Raw genomic sequence first — 17,798 nt, forward strand, 5'->3', positions numbered from 1 at the left:
GGTAGGACTGGCTGGGAACCGATCTTGCCGCAAAAAAAGCCCCGCATCAGCGGGGCTTCCTTCGGGCCTCTTACACCAGGCTGCCCAGCGCATCCCGGCTGAACGGCAGGATGTCGTCCATCCGGCCTTCACGCACTTTCACGGCCCAGTCCGGGTCCACCAGCAGGGCGCGACCCACGGCTACCAGGTCGAACTCTTCCTTGTTCAGGCGTTCCAGCAGGCCTTCGATATTGGCCGGCTGGGCGACCTTGTCGGTCTTGACCATGAACTGCAGGAACTCGCCATCCAGGCCGACACTGCCGACGGTGATGGTGGGCTTGCCGGTGAGCTGGCGGGTCCAGCCGGCGAGGTTGAGGTCGGAGCCTTCGAACTCCGGCTCCCAGAAGCGGCGGGTGGAGCAGTGGAAGATATCCACACCGGCCTCGGACAGCGGTTTGAGGAAGTCACCCAGGGCTTCGGCGGTGGTCACCAGGCGCGCGGTGTAGTCCTGCTGCTTCCACTGGGAGTAGCGGAAGATGATCGGGAAGTCCGGGCCGACGGCGGCGCGGATGGCCTGGATCACTTCGATGGCGAAGCGCGAGCGGTTGGCCAGGCTGCCGCCGTATTCGTCGGTGCGCTGGTTGGTGCCTTCCCAGAAGAACTGGTCGATCAGGTAACCGTGGGCGCCGTGGATTTCCACGCCGTCCATGCCGATGGCCTTGGCGTCGCGGGCGGCCTGGGCGTAGGCGGCGACCACTTCCTGGATGTCCTCGCGGGTCATGCCGTGGACCACCACCTGGCCGTCCTTCACCTTCTCCGTCGGGCCGTAGCCGGGAACGCTGGCATCCGGCTCGGTGCCCAGGCGGCGCACGTTACCCACGTGCCAGAGTTGCGGGACGATGCGGCCACCTTCGGCATGCACGGCGTCCACCACGTCTTTCCAGCCGGCCAGAGCATCTTCGCCGAAGAAGCGCGGCACATGGGGATAACCGTTGGCAGCCTTGTGACCGATGGTGGTGCCCTCGGTGATGATCAGGCCCACGCCGGCGGCGGCGCGGCGACGGTAGTACTCCACCACCTTGGCGTTGGGCACGCCGCCCGGAGAGAAGGAGCGGGTCATGGGCGCCATCACCACACGGGTGGGCAGCTCCAGGGCGCCGAGGCGGAAGGGTTCGAACAGGGCTTGTACGGGAGCGGACATGGGTTCTCCTGTGGCCGGCGATATGACCGGTAGTCTCGGTTTCAAGGCATTGAAAATCACGCCCGGAGCAGCAGCTCCAGACGGTCTACGAATGCAGTCATGGGTGCCGTCCCGCCGCCCACCTTCAGGCGGGTCAGCACGCCCTGCCAGGCGTTGGCGATAAAGGCGGCAAGGTTGGCGCAGTCTTCATCGGCCGGCAGTTCACCAACGGCCACGGCTTCTTCCAGGCAGCCCTGGAGAATATCCACCGAGCCCTGGAGGATGCTGTCCACCTGCTCGCCAATGGCGGGCGAAAGCTCGGCCATCTCGTAGCCGAGGCTGCCGATGAAACAGTGGTGCTCGGGCTTTTCGCGGCTGGCAAAGTGCGCCAGCAGGTCGCGGTAGTACGCGAGTATGCGCTGGCAGGGGCTCAGCGCCCGGTTGGCCAGAGCCTGTGCATAACGCTCCAGGCGCGGCTGGTACAGGTACTCCAGGGCCTGCAAGGCGAAGTCTTCCTTGCTGGCGAAGTAGTGATAGAAGGAGCCCTTGGGAATGCCCGCGGCCTGGACGATCTCCTGCACGCCGGTTCCGTGGTAGCCACGGCGAGTCATCACCTGGGAGCCCTTGGCGAGGATGAGGTCGCGCTTGTCGAGTCGGATGCTGTTCATGGCGGCGAGCATATGACCGGTCGTCTCGCCCTGCCCAGCACTATTGATCAGCGTGATTGGATGGCCAAAGGCCGGAAGGATGGAGGAAGGGAAGTGAGCGCGGGGCGAATCCGTCCGCCCCGGTCGTCATGAGTGGAGGTGGATCAGGCCAGGGCCTTTTCGACAGCCTGGATCAGCGTGGGATCTTCAGGCGCGGTGCGCGGCGAGAAGCGCGCCAGCACGCGGCCGTCCTTGCCAACGAGGAACTTCTCGAAGTTCCAGGTGATGTCGCCGGGGAACTCGGCACCCTCGCCCGCCAGCAGGCGGTACAGCGGATGGCGCGCCGAGCCGTTGACCTCGATCTTGCTGCCCAGGGGGAAGGTCACGCCATAGTTGAGGCTGCAGAACTCGCGGATCTCCTCCTCGCTGCCCGGTTCCTGGGCGGCGAACTGGTTGCACGGCAGGCCCAGTACGGTGAAGCCCTTGTCGCGGTATTGCTGGTAGAGCTTTTCCAGCCCGGCGTACTGCGGGGTCAGGCCGCACTTGGAGGCGACATTCACCACCAGAACCACCTGGCCCTTGTAGGGCGCCAACGGCAGATCCTGACCGTTGAGCGCACGCAGTTTTAGGTCGTGAAACACACTCATGACTGACTCCTCGAAAATCTCAGGGATTTCACAGCAGACAAAAAAGGCGCCCCGGGGCGCCTTTTCCGTTTTTTCAGCTTAGCAGCCGGGCCGCGGTTTGCCGGGTCGGCAGTCGCGGACGGCCGGTCAGTGGTGGTGACCGCCTTCACCGTGAATGTGGCCGTGGGCGATCTCTTCGTCGCTGGCGTCACGCACGGTGACGACCTTGACCTTGAAGTTCAGGCGCTGGCCAGCCAGCGGGTGGTTGCCGTCAACGGTCACGTCGTCGCCGTCGATGTCGCGGATGGTGACGATCTGCATGCTGCCGTCCGGGCCGGAAGCGTGGAACTGCATGCCGACTTCCAGCTGATCCACGCCTTCGAACATGGCGCGGTCCAGGGTGGCGACCAGCTCGGCGCTGTACTCGCCGTAGGCGTCTTCCGGCTCGATGGCAACGCTCAGCTCGTCGCCGGCCTGCTTGCCTTCGAGGGCGCGCTCCAGGCCGATGATGATGTTGCCGGCGCCGTGCAGGTAGACCAGCGGAGCACCGCCGGCGGAACTGTCGATCACCTCACCGGCGTCGTTGGTAAGGGTATAGTCGATGGACACGGCCTTGTTGGCGGCGATCAGCATGGTGCGAGACCTTCTGGAATGAATGATGAACGAGCGATTTTAACCGCGCAGGCAGTCGATTGCGACCAAAACACTGACGGGCGGCCGCGATTGGTCGGCTTTAGGCAGGATGACGACGGTCACTGGGTGGCGGTGCTTTCCTGCGGCCATACTCAGCATCTGCGGCACCAGCCGCCGTGGCAATCGCGGGCCTGGGTACTCGACCCCGCCCAGCGCGCTGCCCAGTTGGGTCGCCTCTTCCCCTGCGGCTGGTGTGCCCAGGGCCTGGCGCCCGAGCCCCCCGATGAAACTGATGCCGGCGCGCAAGACGTCGCCGACTGAATCGGGCTGAACTTCCCCGCCAAGATCGGCGAGAATTCAGCCTTCGATCCTCCGGCCCTGCCCGCCTGAACCGCCTTTGCCAAGGAGCCCCATGCACTGCTTTTTCATCGCCCCGACCGGCTTCGGCGTCGGCCTCACTTCCACCAGCCTGGGCCTGGTGCGCGCCCTTGAACTGGCCGGCCTGCAGGTCGGTTTCCTCAAGCCCGTGGCCCAACCCCACCCCGGCGATCTCGGCCCTGAGCGCTCCACCGAACTGGTGGCCCGCACCCACGGCCTGAAACCGCCCATGCCACTGGCCCAGTCCCACGTGGAACGGATGCTCGCCGACGGCCAGTTGGACGAGCTGCTGGAGGAGATCACCGGTCTCTTCCACCACGCCGCCCAAGGCAAGGACGTGGTGATTGTCGAAGGCATGGTCCCCACCCGCCACGCCAGCTATGCCGCGCGGATCAACTTCCATCTGGCCAAGAGCCTCGACGCCGACGTGATCCTGGTCTCGGCGCCGGAGGACGAGAGCCTGTCCGAGCTGTCCGACCGCCTGGAAATCCAGGCCCAGCAGTTCGGTGGCCCCCGCGATCCCAAGGTGCTCGGGGTGATCCTCAACAAGGTGCGCGACGACGATTTCGTCCGCCGCCTCAAGGAACAATCGCCACTGCTGCGGGGCAATGATTTCCGCGTGCTCGGCAGCGTGCCCTGGCTGGACGAGCTGAACGCGCCGCGTACCCGTGACGTGGCCGACCTGCTGCAGGCCCAGGTGATCAACGCCGGCGACTACGACCAGCGCCGCGTGCAGAAGATCGTGGTCTGCGCGCGCACCGTGCCCAACACCGTGCAGCAGCTGAAACCCGGCGTGCTGGTGGTGACCCCGGGCGACCGTGACGACATCATCCTCGCCGCCAGCCTGGCCTCCATGAACGGCGTGCCCCTGGCGGGCCTGCTGCTGTCCAGCGACATCCAGCCCGACCCGCGCACCCTGGAACTCTGCCGCGGTGCCTTGCAGGGCGGCCTGCCGGTGCTGGGGGTGGCCACCGGCACCTACGACACCGCCACCAACCTGAACCGGATGAACAAGGAAATCCCGGTGGACGACCGCGAGCGCGCGGAGAAGGTCACCGAGTTCGTCGCCCGCAATCTCGACCTCGACTGGCTGCGCGCCCGTTGCGGCGCCCCCAGCGCCACCCAGCGCCTGTCGCCGCCGGCCTTCCGTCACCGCCTGATCCAGCAGGCTCAGCAGGCCGGCAAGCGTATCGTCCTGCCCGAAGGCGGCGAGCCGCGCACCCTTCAGGCCGCAGCTGCCTGCCAGGCCCGAGGTATCGCCCATTGCGTGTTGCTGGCCAAGCCGGATGAGGTGCACGCCATGGCCCGCGCCCAGGGCATCGAGCTGCCCGAGGGCCTGGAAATCCTCGACCCGGACCTGATTCGCGAGCGCTATGTGCAGCCCATGGTCGAACTGCGCCAGAGCAAGAGCCTGAACGCCCCCATGGCCACCGCCCAGTTGGAGGACAACGTGGTGCTGGGGACCATGATGCTGGCCCTGGATGAAGTGGACGGCCTGGTTTCCGGCGCCATCCACACCACCGCCAACACCATTCGCCCGGCCCTGCAGCTGATCAAATCGGCCCCCGGCTATCGCATCGCCTCCTCGGTCTACCTGATGCTCATGCCCGAGCAGGTGGTGGTCTATGGCGACTGCGCGGTGAACCCCAATCCCGATGCCAGCGACCTGGCGGAAATCGCCCTGCAGAGCGCCGACTCCGCTGAGGCCCTGGGGATCGTCCCGCACGTGGCGCTGATCAGCGATTCGGGCAGTGCCGAGGAACAGGCCAAGGTCCAGGAAGCCATCCGCCTGGTGCGCGCCGCCCGCCCCGATCTGCCCGTCGACGGCCCCCTGCCCTATTCCGGCGTTGCCCGGGACGGTCGCACCACGGTGATCGTGTTCCCCGACCTCGCCACCGGCGATGCGGCCTACAAGGACGCCCAGCAGGACAGCTATGTGGTCAGCGGCGGCCTGATGCTGCAGGGCCTGCGCAAGCCGGTGAATGACCTGCCGCGTAACGTCCTGGTGGACGACATCATCCACACCATCGCCCTGACGGCGATCCAGGCGGCGTGCGGCAACGAGGGCTGACCTGCCTGCCTTCTGTGGGGGCGAATAGATTCGCCCCCACAATGGAGCCCCGGCCCCTGCGCCAACGAGCCACCCTGACCACCCGGTCACCCTTCTCGCTTGCAGTCCAGTGAACAACCGTTAACCTTGCCACCATTCTGCCCGTAGCCAGGGAACGCAGCGGGCCCGATCCATAACGAGGTGGCCATGACCACCCCACGGTGAGGCTCCATCCCTTCCATGCTCAGCTTTATTCCCGCCCCCCTGCGTGGCGTCCTGGCGGCGCTGCTGCTGGCCCTCAACACCCTGTTCTGGTGCATCCCGCTGTTCGCGATCACCCTGCTGAAGGTGCTGCTGCCGTTCCGTGCCACCAAGGGCTTGCTGAACTGGGCTCCGGCCGCGATCGCCGAAGGCTGGATCGGCTGCAACAAGCGGTGGATGCGCCTGGTGCGCGACACCCGGTGGGACGTGCAAGGCCTGGAGGGGCTGGACTACCAGCACAGCTACCTGGTCACCAGCAACCACCAGAGCTGGGTGGACATCCTGGTGCTGCAATTCCTGCTCAATCGCCGTACCCGCCTGCTGCGCTTCTTCCTCAAGCAGGAGCTGATCTGGGTTCCGGTGATCGGCCTGTGCTGGTGGGCGCTGGATTTCCCCTTCATGAAGCGCTACTCCAAGGCCTACCTCGCCAAGTACCCGGAGAAGAAAGGCAAGGACCTGGAAACCACCCGTCGCACCTGCGCCAAGTTCCGCGACAACCCAGTGGGCATCTTCAACTTCCTCGAAGGCACCCGTTTCACCCGCGCCAAGCATGACCAACAGGGGTCGCCCTTCCAGCACCTGCTCAAGCCCAAGGCCGGCGGCATCGCCTTCGTGCTGGACGCCATGGGCGAACAGCTGGATTCGCTGGTCAACGTCACCATCCACTATCCCGACGGCAACCCCAGCTTCTGGGCCCTGCTGTCCGGCCAACTGCGTCAGGTGGTGGTGCGTATCGAGAAGCTGGAGATCCCCCAGGAGTTCGTCGGCCGCAACTACGACCAAGAGGAGCAGTACCGCCTGGCGTTCCAGCAGTGGGTGAATCGTCTGTGGGAAGCCAAGGACACGCAGCTGGCGCAGCTGCACCAGCAGTTCCCGCCGGCCTGAGCCGGACAATGAAAAGCCCGCCGATCGGCGGGCTTTTTCTTTTGGGTTTCTAGGCCGTCTGTAGCACCTCATCCACCTGGAGCAGCGGCGCCAGGTTGGTGTAGTTGGGGATATCGGCGCTGATCTCATCGCCGTTGAGTTCCAGCGTGCTGCGCAGTTCCTCCACCGACAGCACCCATAGGTTGGCCATGCAAATGAAGGGCGCCACTGCGCCATCGGCCGCGGCCAGGCCCTTGCGCACTTCAACTTTCACCAGGTTTTCGCCGATCAGGCGGGTCAGGAGTGGAATGTGCTCCTCGCAGTAGTAGGTGAAATCGAACTTGGCGCCCGGCGCGTTGGGATACGCCACAACAAAGCAGTACATGAAACCTCCTTATCGCGATGTGCCGGGGGCGTTGTCCCGGATGCCCCGACAGGTGAAGTGTAGGCCTGGAGATCGGGGTGTGCGTGATGGCAACCCGCCCCCTGAGCGCCTGTCCGGCCTGGCTGGGGCCCCTCTCCTGGTCAGGGGGAGGGGCTGGGATCGAGGACTTCCTTGACGCTTTGCAGCGCGTTCCAGTCCACCACCCGCGAAAAGGCCTCGGCCTTGGCCACGGGCAGCCCTGGGGATACCAGGAAGCCCTGCATGTAGCTGCAGCCGTGCTCCAGCAGCCAGTCCCGCTGGGCCAGGGTTTCCACCCCTTCGGCGATGACTTCCAGGCCCAGGTGACGGCTGAGGTCGATGATGGTGCTGACCACCGCGGCGTCGCGCCGCGACTCCAGCATGTTGGCGATGAACAGGCGGTCGATCTTCAGGGTGTCCAGCTCGAAATGGCGCAGGTAGGCGAGGGACGAATAACCGGTGCCGAAATCGTCGATGGCGATTCGCACGCCCAACTCGCGCAGTTGCCTGAGCTGTTCGCGGGTCAGCTCCAGGTCCTGCATCAGGGCGCTTTCCGTGACCTCCACCTCCAGCTGCTCGGGCCGCATGCTGAAATCCCCCAGCACCCGGCGCAGGTCGTCCACCAACTGCGGCATGCTGAACTGCACCGGGCTGACGTTGAGGCTGACGATCAGGTTATCGCCGAAGGCCGGGCGCCAGGTGCTGCACTGCCTGGCCCCCTCCCGCAGCACCCAGTCGCCCAGGCGGTTGATCAGGCGGGTCTCCTCCAGCAATGGAATGAAGACGTTGGGCGCCACGGTGCCGGCAACCCGGTGCTCCCAGCGCAGCAAGGCCTCGAAGCCACGCAGGCGGCCGGTTTCCATGTGGACCTGGGGCTGGTAGACCAGGTGGAAGTCGTTCTGCTCGATGGCGTTGCGCAGGCTTTCTTCCAGCATCAGCCGGGAACGGGCGCGACCGTTCATTTCCGGCGAGTAGAAGCGGTACTGCTGGCGGCCGGCGCGCTTGGCCTCGTACATGGCGATGTCCGCCGCCCGCAGCAGGCCGTCGACGCTCTGCCCGCACTCGGGGAAGCAGGCGATGCCGACGCTGGCGCCGAGGGTGACGTCGATCCCCTCGATGCGATGACGCACCGAAACCAGCTCGATCAGCTTTTCCGCTACCCGCGCCGCGTCCTCCGGATGATCAAGCGTATCCAGCAGCGCGGTGAACTCATCGCCGCCCATGCGCGCGAGGATGTCGTACGGGCGCAGGCAGTTCTTCAGTTGCTCCGCCACCCGCCGCAGCACGCGGTCGCCTGCCTCATGACCGAGGGAATCGTTGATCAGCTTGAAACCGTCCAGGTCCAGGTAAAGCACCGCCATGCGCTTGCCGTTGCGCTCGATGCGCGCCAGGGAGGCCTCCAGGGCCTGGTGGAAACCCCGGCGATTGAGCAGCCCGGTCAGTGCGTCCGTGATGGCCTGGGACTCGAGCTGCGCATGGAGCTGGCGCACCACCGACATGTCCAGGGCGATGACCACCATGGAGCGCTGCAGGCGCGGCAGCGGCGAGGACGACAGCGCCACCGGCAGGCGCTCGCCGCTCATGGTCTTGAGGCTGGCGTCGTGGAGACGGTAGGTCTCGTTCTGCCGCCAGTGGCGGTAGAAATCCGACAGCTTCCACTCGCCACTCATCTCCGGGTGGGCGATCAGGCTCAGCAATGGTTTTCCCAGCAGGTCATCCACCGAGCCCAGGAGCATCTGCGCCATGGCCGGGTTGGCGAAGCTGATGATGCCGTCCTCGCCCACCACCAGGATGCCCTCGGCGGCGTTCTCCAGTACCGAGGCATTGAAGGCGCGGGCGCTGTCCAGTTGCTGGCTGAGCTGCAACAGGTCACGGCGGTTGCGTTCGTGGGACAGCAGGGACTGGATCTTGTGACGCAGCACCTGGGGGTCGAAGGGTTTGAGGATGAAGTCCACCGCACCGGAAGAGTAACCGTGCAGCACAGCGTCCTGGGTGTGGGCGATGGCGGAGATGAAGATGATCGGCGTGTAGCGGGTCAGCGGGCTGCTGCGCATCAGCCGGGCCACCTCGAAGCCGTCCATGCGAGGCATCTGCACGTCCAGCAGCACCAGCCCGACCTCTTCCTCCAGCATGCATTTCAGCGCGGCCTCCCCCGAGTCCACGGTGTGCACCTGCCATTCGCCGTCGTCCAGCAGCGCCTCCATGGCGACGAGGTTTTCATGGCGGTCGTCCACCACCAGCAAGACATTGGCCACAGGGGCCTCCTTAAGCTGCAGGCGCGCCATGGCGACCTCCCGGTTGTTCCAGCCAGCGGTAGAGCATGTCCAGCAACTCCTGGCGACTCACGGGCTTGGCCAGGTAGTCGTCGGCGCCAGCGGTGATGCATTTCTCCCGGTCGCCCTTCATGGCGTGGGCAGTCAAGGCGATGACGGGGATGCCACAGCCGTGGTCCTGCTTGAGGACCCGGGTGGCGGTGTAGCCGTCCATATTGGGCATGGCCATGTCCATCAGGATCAGGTCGAAGGGTTCGCGCTGGAAGCAGTCGATGGCCTCCAGGCCGTCGCGGGCAGCAGTGACTTTCAGCCCTGCTTCGTCGAGCAGGGAACTGAGGGCGTAGATATTGCGCACGTCGTCATCCACCAGCAGCACGCGGCTGCCTTCCAGCGGGTCCCCCAGCACAACGGCATCGGGCTGACGCACCGCGGCAAGGAAGCCCTGGACCGCCGAGCTGAGATTGCCGAGATCCTCACCGGCCTTGCGGACTACCACGGCCGAATAGCGGCGCAGGCGCTGCAGGTTCTGCTGGTTGACGTCGACGCCGGTATTGATGACCACCCGCGAGCCGTCCAGCGGTCGTTCGCGGTCGAGGCTGTCGAGCAGCTCGAAGCCATCCTGGTCGGGCAGGTCGAGGTCGATCACCAGGGCCGAGAAATCATTCTCCGCGTACGCCTTGCGGGCGCTCTCGCCGCTGGGGCTGGCCACCACGTCGAACCCCAGCTGCTCCAGGTGCTCGCGGTAGTGCTCGCGCTCCACTTCCACATCCTCGACCAGCAGCAGCTTGCGCGCCTGCGGCGGGTTGCCGCCTTCCAGGTCCTGGAACACCTGCTCCAGGTCTTCACGGGCGATGGGTTTGACCAGGTAGCGGGTCTCGTCCTCGTTCCAGTCCTGGGGCTGGGGCACGCAGGAGAGGATGTTCACCGGCGTGGTGCGGTGGTTCGCGTGGCTACGCAGGCGCCGGTAGATCTGCCAGCCGCTGATGTCCGGCAGCAGGATGTCGAGAATGACCGCGGCGAAACGCTCGCTCTGCAGCAGGCCGATGGCCTGCTTGCCACTGCGGCAATGGACGCTGGAGAAGCCGTGGGCCTGAGCCTCTTCGGCGATGACCGAGGCGAAGTTGACGTCGTCCTCGACGATCAGCACCGCCGGCCCCTGACCGCCGCGCACAGGCTGCGCGGGCGGGTCGTCGTCCTTCGGCTGGTTGGCGGCCACCGCCACCGGCAGCCGGACGATAAAGCGCGAGCCCCGCCCCGGCACGCTTTCCAGGCTGATATCGCCATCCAGCGCGAGTACCAGCTGGCGAGTGATGGCGAGGCCGAGGCCGGTGCCGCCGAAGCGCCGGCTGGTCGAGCCGTCGATCTGCTGGAAGGCCTGGAAGATGCGTTCGTGCTGGTCCTCGGGAATGCCGATACCGGTGTCGCGAACCACGAAGCGCAACACCTCGCGCTCGTCGGTGGCCGCCGTCGGGTCCAGCTCGACGGCCAGCTCCACCTCACCCTGCTCGGTGAACTTGAGCGCGTTGGACAGCAAGTTGCGAAGGATCTGATGCAGGCGTACCCGGTCGCTGTGGATAACGCGCGGCACGCCAGCCTGGACGTGGGTCGACAGGCGCAGGCCCTTGATCTCGGCCATGGGGCGCAGGCTGCCATCCAGCTCGGCGAGCATGTCCTGGACGTTCAGCGGCTCCAGCTTGAGCTGCATGCGTCCGGCTTCGACCTTCGCCAGGTCGAGCACATCGTTGATCAGCTGGAGCAGGTCGCTGCCGGCGCGGTGGACGATATCGGCGTGGCGCGTCTGTTTCTCGGTGAGGTTCCCCACCATGTTCTGCCGCAGCTGGTCGCTGAGAATCAGGATGCTGTTCAGCGGCGTGCGCAGTTCGTGGGACATGTTGGCGAGGAATTCGGACTTGTAGCGGTTGGCGAGCATCAGCTGCTCGGTCTGTTCGCGCAGCCGTTGCTCCGCCGCCCTGCGCTCGCTGATGTCGATGATCACCGCCTGCACCAGCAAATCGCGACCGCTGCGGATGGGTGACAGGCCGACTTCCAGGGGAATCATCTGGCCGTCGCGATGCTGACCGAACAGCTCGCGGTTGCTCCCCATGCGCCGTTGTTCGGGCTTGTCCTGGAAGCCTTCGCGCAGGGCCACATGGGCCTCACGCAGGGCCTCGGGCAGAAGCATCTCCACCGTCGATCCGAGCAGTTCCTGGCGGCCGTAGCCGAACAGCTGCTCGGTCTGGCGGTTGACCATGGCGATCCGCCCGTGGGTATCCACCAGCACGATGGCATTGGGCGAGGCTTCCACCACCAGGCGGAAGCGCTCCTCGGCGGTCTTGCGCGCCTGCAGGTCCACCAGGTTGAGCAGGTAGCGCTGGTCAGTGCCGTGGTTGAAGGTGCTCAGGCTGAAGGCCACGGCCGTCCGCGAGCCGTCTTCCTGCACAGCCTGGACCTCCGTCAATTCGGCCGGCTCCTGCCTGGCCTCCTGTTGCGGCAGGTCCACCAGATCCGGCAGGAAGCGGCGCAGGCGCTGGCCCACCAGGCTGTCCGTCGCACAGCCAAACAGTTCCCCGGCGCGGGCATTGGCCATTTCGATGCGGCCGTCATGGTCACAGGTCAGGGTGGCGACCGGCAGGTGCTGCAGCAGCAGACGGAAGCGCTCCTCCCGCTCGGCCAGTTCAGCGCCGGCGGACCGGCTGTGGAACAGCTGACGTTCCCGCTGGTAGAGGAAGCCCCCCACCAGCAGCGACAGCAGCAGCGCGGCGGACAGGCCGGTCCAGAGGCTGAAGGTGAGCCGGTTGTTGCTCTGCATGGCCTCGTATTCGGCCGTGCTGGCCACCCCCAGAGCCCAGGTGCGGCCGAACAACTTAATCTCCACGACTCGGTGGAAGCGCGGCTGGCGGGCGCCTTCGGAGCCTTGCAGCATGGGCGCTTCGGGGTTGCCCTGGTCTTTGAGGTCGATGCTGTAGAGGCTGCTCTGGGAGCCCAGGATGCCTTCCATCAGATCGTTCAAGCGGAAGGCGCCGCACACCATGCCCAGCAACGCGGTGTGGCGCTCTTCGGTGGTGCTGCTGGGTGCATCCGGACGGTACACCGGCATGTAGAGCAGCAGGCCAGTCTGCGCTTTCTGGTCGGTTTCCTGCCTGAGCCTGACCGGGCCGGTGAGACTGGCCTCGCCGCTATCCCGGGCAAGGTTGATGGCCTGCCGGCGCACTTCCTCGGTGAGCATGTCGAAACCCAGGGTACGGCGATTGCGCCAGTCCATCGGACTGCTGTACTGCACCACCACGTACTCTTCCCGCGCGTCCGAAGGGAAGACACGGAACTCGCGGCGGCCCTGCTCCCAGATATCACTGACGAACTCACTGAGCTCCGCATGCTTCAGATAAGGCGCCCAAGCCAGCGCCTGGATGCCGGGGTAACGGTCCTGCAACTGCAACTGGTCGGCGGCGCGGGCCCATTCCTCGGCCGACACGGACGTGCTGCCGACCATCAGGCCGGCCATGCCGCGCAACACCATTTCGTAGGCGCGCATCCGGTTGCTGACGCGCTGGGCGATTTCCTGCGCCTCGATGTTGAAGCGCTGCTCGTACTCGGCGCGATTGCGGGCTTCCAGGGCCAGCCATTGCCAGATCACCAGGCCGCCGAGCACGACCATCAGCGCCACGGTCACCAGCAGTGGCAAAAAGTACTTCCGGTAAAGGGGGGAATTTCGATCGTCCATGCCGTCTCCTGTCCGCTCCGTGGCCGCACACGCACCTCTGGGGGGCGCGAATCTACGGTTTAGGCTGCGCTCAGCGGAGCCTTGCATCGCAGTCTAGTCAGGAATATGGCAACTGGCGTTGCGCCAGTAATCGCACGACGAGCGGCAGAAACGACGAGGCCCGCAGATGCGGGCCTCGTACGGGGTGGAGCGCGATTATTACTGCTGCGGAGCCTGGGCGCCGGGGATGGGGGTCAGCTTGATCTCCACGCGGCGGTTCTGGGAACGACCCGCCTCGTTGGCGTTGCTGGCAACCGGCTGGTCCGGGCCCATGCCACGGGAAGATACGCGGGTGCCGTTGACGCCCTGCGCCATCAGGTAGTTGGCCACGCTCTGGGCGCGCTGCTGCGACAGGTTCATGTTGTACTGGTGGCTGCCGGTGCTGTCGGTGTGGCCAACCACTTCGATGTTGTTCTGGTCGTACTGCTTGAACGAAGTCGCCAGGTTGTTCAGCGGGGTGTAGAAGTTGCTGGCGATGTCAGCCGAGTTGGTGGCAAAGGTGATGTTGCCGGGCATGATCAGGTTGATGTTGTCGCCCTGGCGCTGCACCTGCACGCCGGTGCCTTCCATGCTGCGACGCAGCTCCGCTTCCTGCTTGTCGACGTAGTAGCCGTAGCCCGCACTGGCGGCGCCCGCCACGGCGGCGCCGATCAGCGCACCCTTGCCACGGTTGTCGTGGTTGATCGCAGCACCCGCTACGGCGCCCGCCAGGGCGCCCAGCGCACCGTACTTGGCGGTCTTGCTCATGCCGCCCTCGGCGGGAGCCTGGACTTCACCCTGTTGGTTGTAGGGATTCTGAGCAGCACAACCCGACAGCATGGCGAAGGCGGTAGCGGCGATGATCAGGCGACGCGGGGTGAACATGGACTTTTACTCCTGAGAAATCGTTCAGCCGATATGGCTGCGCGCAATTAGACATCAATGGGTGTAGAAATTCCGTGGTTCAGGCACGGACGAACGGATTTTCCCGCATCTCGTCACCGAGACGGGTATCCGGGCCGTGGCCGGTGACCACGGTGGCCTCCTCGTCCAGGCTGTAGAGGCGCTGCTTGATGGAGCGCTCGATGGTGTTGTAGTCGCCGCCCCAGAGATCGGTGCGGCCAATACCGCGGCGGAACAGGGTGTCGCCGGCGATCAGCAACTTGGCCTGGGGGAACCAGAAGCTCATGGAGCCCGGGGTATGACCCGGTGTGTGCAGGGCCACGCCGCAGCCGCAGGCCAGTTCCTCATCGTCGGCCAGCCACTGGTCCGGCGCGGGGACCGGCTTGTAGGGCACGCCGAACATGCGGCACTGCATTTCCAGGTTGTCCCAGAGGAACTGGTCTTCCTTATGCAGATGCAGGGTGGCGCCGGTGGCCTTCTTCAGTTCACCGGAGGCCAGGAAGTGATCCAGGTGGGCATGGGTGTGGATGATGCTCACCAGTTTCAGGCCGTGGGCCTCCAGGCGCGCCAGGATCTGTTCATGATTGCCGCCCGGATCGACGACGATGGCCTTCTTGCTGACCGGATCGCCGATCAGGGTGCAGTTGCACTGCAACGGGCCGACGGGGAAGGTTTCGCGGATCAGGGCGGTGGACTGGGTCATCGGGCATCTCCGGTACGGCTGCGCTCTACGGCGCTCGGCGAATGGGTATCACGGCCCGGCACGATAATCGCTCGGCAGCCTGCCCGTCCATTTGCGGAAGGCACGGCGGAAGTTCGAGGGGTCGCTGAAGCCCAGCAGGCTGGCGATCTCGAACAAGGGCAATTGGGTGGTGCTGAGGTACTGCAGGGCCAGGCCCTTGCGCACTTCATCGAGCACCTGTTGATAACTCGTCCCCATGGCCGCCAGGTGCCGGCGCAGGCTGCGGCCACTGGTGTACAGGGCGCGGGCGGCGCCATCGAGGTCGGGAAAGTCGCCGGGGCGCGCCAGTAGCAAGCGGCGCACGCGGGTGAGCAGAGCGTCCTGGACGTCCAGGCTGGCCAGCAGGGCCTCGCATTGCTGCTCGCACATCTGCGCCGTGGCGGGGTTGGCCAGGGCCATGGGGCGGTCCAGGTAGGCCTTGGGCAGGCTCAGCCAGTGGCAGGGCTGGTCGAACTGGACCGCCACGCCGAACACCTCGCCGTAGCGCGCCGCATAACCCGGCGCCGCATGGGCGAAGCCCACCTGCTGGCCGCGCAGGTCCTCTCCCACCAGGAATCGGGCGATGCTGAAAAAACTCGCCAGCAGCCCTTCACCGGCGAACCGCCCCAACGGCCCCATGGGGAAGGATTCGGTGGCACGCAGTTGCAGGCAGTCGCCCTGCTCCACCAGCTCCAGCTCATAGGCCAGACCCAGCACGCGGTAGTACTTCATGGCGAACTGCAAGGCGCGGCCCAGGTTGGCGCTGGAGAGCACCGCGTAGCCGAGGATGCCGTGGGTAGAGACGTTCAGTCGCTGGCCAAGGATCAGACCCAGGGCCGGTTCGCGACACAATTGCAAAGCCGCGCCGGCCAGCTGGTTGAAGTCGAGGAAGGAAATCCGGCCGTTCGGATTGCCGAGGATTTCCGGCCTGATCCTGGCGCTGGAGAACAGCGTTTCCCGTGCCACACCCAGCTCCCCGGCCAGGTCGAGCAAGGCTTCGGCGTAGGCGATGGGCACCAGTTCGGCGGAGAACGTCAGGGGATGCTTCATAGTGATGTCTTGTTCTGGTCGGTGGCCGGATATGACCCGAAGGTTGGCAGAAGATAACCTTGTCCGACAAAACCCGGCAGGCCGATAGTGGGACCATAGTCCAGATAGACTCAAGGAGCCCTCATGGCCAGCACCACCCCCGAAGGATTGGTTATTCGTCCTCGCCATATGGATTTCGATCTGCCCAGCCCGCTGCCGCGTCACTGGCACGGCGGCGACGCCTTCAAGAGCCACCTGTTCGACGCGATGTCGGTGCTGTTCCCCGATGGCGAGCGCTTCTTCATCGACTCGGTGCGCCAGTTTCGCGACCAGATCCACGATCCGGTGCTGAAGGAACAGATCCGTGGCTTCATCGGCCAGGAAGGCCACCACAGCCGCGAACACCTGGAGTACAGCAACCGCCTGCGGGAACTGGGCTATGACATCGGCGCCATCGAACGTCGTGCCCAGGCGCGCATCCGCTTCACCCAGAAGAAGTTCTCCGCCCGCCGCCAACTGGCTGCCACGGCCGCGCTGGAACACATCACCGCGATCATGGCTGACGGCCTGCTGAAGAACCCCGAGTACATGGCCGGCGCCCACCCCACCATGGCGCGCCTGTGGCGCTGGCACGCGCTGGAAGAAACCGAGCACAAAGCGGTGGCCTTCGACGTCTACAACCAGGTCTGCGGCAGCCATCGCCTGCTGCGCCGGGCCATGGTGATGGGCACCTTCTTCTTCGTCCTCGACACCACCCGCGGCCTGGCCCACATGCTCAAGCGCGACGGCCTGCTGTGGAACTGGCGTGTCTGGCGCGACGGCCTGGTGTGGACCTGGGGCCGCAACGGCATCTTCCGGCCGCTGGTGCGCACCTACCTGGACTTCTTCATGAAGGGCTTCCACCCCTGGCAGCACGACAACCTGGACCTGCTGCACAAGGCAAGGGAGGAGTTCGATGGGGTGCGGGTGAGTGCGGCGTGAGCATCATCTGAACGAGAAAACGGCCCTTCGGGGCCGTTTTCTTTTGAGCTCGTGGTGACTGGGTAGGGTGCGCCGTGCGCACCGGGACGTCCGCACGGAAATTCAGTGCGCGCGGCGCACCCTAGGGTCAAGTTCGAGCAGCTGCTGTGGCCCTCACCCCAACAAAAACCTCATCGCATCCGCCGCGCTCTGCTGCGGAATTTCCTCCATGGGGATATGCCCCACGCCGGGATAGGTCTTCACCTGGATCCCCGGCAGGTCGCGCTGCCACAGCGGCACGTGCTTCGGTGAGATCCAGCGGTCCTTCTCGCCCCAGAGCAGCAGGGTCGGCGCCTTGATTTCCGCCACTCGCCGGCCGGTCCCCGCCAGCTCCTCGCGGTTGACCTTCAGCAGCACGCGGAAGATGTCCATCATCGCGCGGCGATTGCCCGGTCGGCGGGAGAGGTCGTAATAGCGGTCCACTACGCCGGGCTTGATCCGCCCGGGCTCGCCATAGACCTCCTTGATGCCCTGGGCAATCAATGCCCGCGGCATCCACAGGGGCATGGCCAGGGTGGCACCGGGCAGGTCGGCGGCGGCGATCATCCAGGGCACTTTGCGCATCGGGTAGCCCGCCGGGTCGATCAGCACGAGCTTTTCCACCCGCTGCGGCTGGGTCAGGGCGAAGTTCCAGGCGATGTAACCGCCCAGGGAGTTTCCGGCAATGGACGCCTTGGCGATGCCCAGGTAGTCCATGAGCAAGCCGAGGATGCCGATCATACGTTCGGCAGAGTAGTCGCCACTGCGCTTGGGGCCGGTGAGGCCGAAGCCCGGCACGTCGAAGCGGATGATGCGGTAGTGGGGTGCGAAGGCGTCCACCCAGTCGTCCCAGGTGTGCAGGGAGGCGACCACGCCGTGGATCATCACCAGGGCCGGTTTGTCGCGGCTGCCTTCGTCGCGGTAATGGACATTGAAGCCATCCAGTTCGATGAAGCGGGAACCGCTGTCGGCACTGGCGTAGCGCGCCTTGAGGCGATCGAGTGGCAGGGAGCCGAAGCCCAGGCGGGCGAAACCGGCGGCAAGCGGCGGCGACAGCGGCAGACTGGATGCGGACATGCGGGGCACCTCGTGATTGTTGTTATCGAGGGGCTA

Annotated in this window: 14 protein-coding genes and 1 pseudogene; 4 read left to right on the plus strand and 11 right to left on the minus strand. The window is 65.6% G+C overall.

Going from position 1 to position 17,798, the window contains the following annotated elements:
• Positions 1 to 70: 70 nt before the first annotated feature.
• From TQ98_RS22200 to TQ98_RS22215, 4 genes are all read right to left on the minus strand, one after another.
• The gene (locus TQ98_RS22200) at positions 71 to 1,180 is read right to left on the minus strand and encodes an NADH:flavin oxidoreductase (RefSeq protein ID WP_044873567.1); all 1,110 of its coding nucleotides are present in this window, start codon (positions 1,178 to 1,180) and stop codon (positions 71 to 73) included.
• A gap of 56 nt (positions 1,181 to 1,236) precedes the next feature.
• Positions 1,237 to 1,827, minus strand: coding sequence for a TetR/AcrR family transcriptional regulator (locus TQ98_RS22205; RefSeq protein WP_242443217.1), 591 nt, complete (start codon positions 1,825 to 1,827; stop codon positions 1,237 to 1,239).
• 143 nt (positions 1,828 to 1,970) lie between these two features.
• Positions 1,971 to 2,453 (minus strand): glutathione peroxidase, encoded by a 483-nt coding sequence (locus TQ98_RS22210; RefSeq protein ID WP_044873565.1) that lies wholly within the window; start codon positions 2,451 to 2,453, stop codon positions 1,971 to 1,973.
• A 126-nt stretch (positions 2,454 to 2,579) separates the two neighbouring features.
• Entirely contained in the window at positions 2,580 to 3,065 is a 486-nt protein-coding gene (locus tag TQ98_RS22215; protein ID WP_044873564.1) for a peptidylprolyl isomerase, read from the minus strand.
• Here TQ98_RS22215 and TQ98_RS22220 point away from each other — a divergent pair.
• From TQ98_RS22220 to TQ98_RS22230, 3 genes and pseudogenes are all read left to right on the plus strand, one after another.
• Positions 3,064 to 3,386: pseudogene (locus tag TQ98_RS22220) on the plus strand (DUF3565 domain-containing protein). The gene TQ98_RS22215 and the pseudogene TQ98_RS22220 overlap by 2 nt on opposite strands.
• Before the next feature lie 91 nt (positions 3,387 to 3,477).
• Positions 3,478 to 5,514, plus strand: a complete 2,037-nt coding sequence (gene pta, locus TQ98_RS22225) for a phosphate acetyltransferase (RefSeq protein ID WP_044873562.1) — start codon at positions 3,478 to 3,480, stop codon at positions 5,512 to 5,514.
• Positions 5,515 to 5,733: 219 nt separating this feature from the next.
• Positions 5,734 to 6,639 carry an acyltransferase gene (locus tag TQ98_RS22230; protein WP_044873561.1) on the plus strand — a complete coding sequence of 302 codons (906 nt, stop codon included), beginning with the start codon at positions 5,734 to 5,736 and terminating at the stop codon, positions 6,637 to 6,639.
• A gap of 49 nt (positions 6,640 to 6,688) precedes the next feature.
• Here the strand turns inward: TQ98_RS22230 and TQ98_RS22235 are convergent, their stop codons facing one another.
• The 6 genes from TQ98_RS22235 to TQ98_RS22260 all read right to left on the minus strand — a co-directional run bounded on the left by TQ98_RS22235 (position 6,689) and on the right by TQ98_RS22260 (position 15,707).
• The gene (locus TQ98_RS22235) at positions 6,689 to 7,003 is read right to left on the minus strand and encodes an EthD family reductase (RefSeq protein WP_044873560.1); all 315 of its coding nucleotides are present in this window, start codon (positions 7,001 to 7,003) and stop codon (positions 6,689 to 6,691) included.
• Between the two features lie 140 nt (positions 7,004 to 7,143).
• On the minus strand, positions 7,144 to 9,306 hold the full coding sequence (locus tag TQ98_RS22240; protein WP_044873559.1) for an EAL domain-containing protein: 2,163 nt from the start codon (positions 9,304 to 9,306) through the stop codon (positions 7,144 to 7,146).
• The gene (locus tag TQ98_RS22245) at positions 9,287 to 13,015 is read right to left on the minus strand and encodes a response regulator (RefSeq protein ID WP_044873558.1); all 3,729 of its coding nucleotides are present in this window, start codon (positions 13,013 to 13,015) and stop codon (positions 9,287 to 9,289) included. The genes TQ98_RS22240 and TQ98_RS22245 overlap by 20 nt, the downstream gene beginning before the upstream one ends.
• A gap of 198 nt (positions 13,016 to 13,213) precedes the next feature.
• The gene (locus TQ98_RS22250) at positions 13,214 to 13,918 is read right to left on the minus strand and encodes an OmpA family protein (protein ID WP_044873557.1); all 705 of its coding nucleotides are present in this window, start codon (positions 13,916 to 13,918) and stop codon (positions 13,214 to 13,216) included.
• A 79-nt stretch (positions 13,919 to 13,997) separates the two neighbouring features.
• Positions 13,998 to 14,639 (minus strand): MBL fold metallo-hydrolase, encoded by a 642-nt coding sequence (locus TQ98_RS22255; protein ID WP_044873556.1) that lies wholly within the window; start codon positions 14,637 to 14,639, stop codon positions 13,998 to 14,000.
• A 48-nt stretch (positions 14,640 to 14,687) separates the two neighbouring features.
• Positions 14,688 to 15,707, minus strand: coding sequence for an AraC family transcriptional regulator (locus tag TQ98_RS22260; RefSeq protein WP_044873555.1), 1,020 nt, complete (start codon positions 15,705 to 15,707; stop codon positions 14,688 to 14,690).
• A 123-nt stretch (positions 15,708 to 15,830) separates the two neighbouring features.
• Between TQ98_RS22260 and TQ98_RS22265 the strand changes: the two genes are divergently transcribed.
• Positions 15,831 to 16,667: a metal-dependent hydrolase gene (locus tag TQ98_RS22265; protein WP_044873554.1), complete on the plus strand. Its 837-nt coding sequence runs from the start codon at positions 15,831 to 15,833 to the stop codon at positions 16,665 to 16,667.
• 153 nt (positions 16,668 to 16,820) lie between these two features.
• Here the strand turns inward: TQ98_RS22265 and TQ98_RS22270 are convergent, their stop codons facing one another.
• Positions 16,821 to 17,762: an alpha/beta hydrolase gene (locus tag TQ98_RS22270; RefSeq protein ID WP_044873553.1), complete on the minus strand. Its 942-nt coding sequence runs from the start codon at positions 17,760 to 17,762 to the stop codon at positions 16,821 to 16,823.
• Positions 17,763 to 17,798 lie beyond the last annotated feature (36 nt).

The sequence above is a fragment of the Pseudomonas sp. LFM046 genome (assembly GCF_000949385.2).
GTDB lineage: Bacteria > Pseudomonadota > Gammaproteobacteria > Pseudomonadales > Pseudomonadaceae > Metapseudomonas.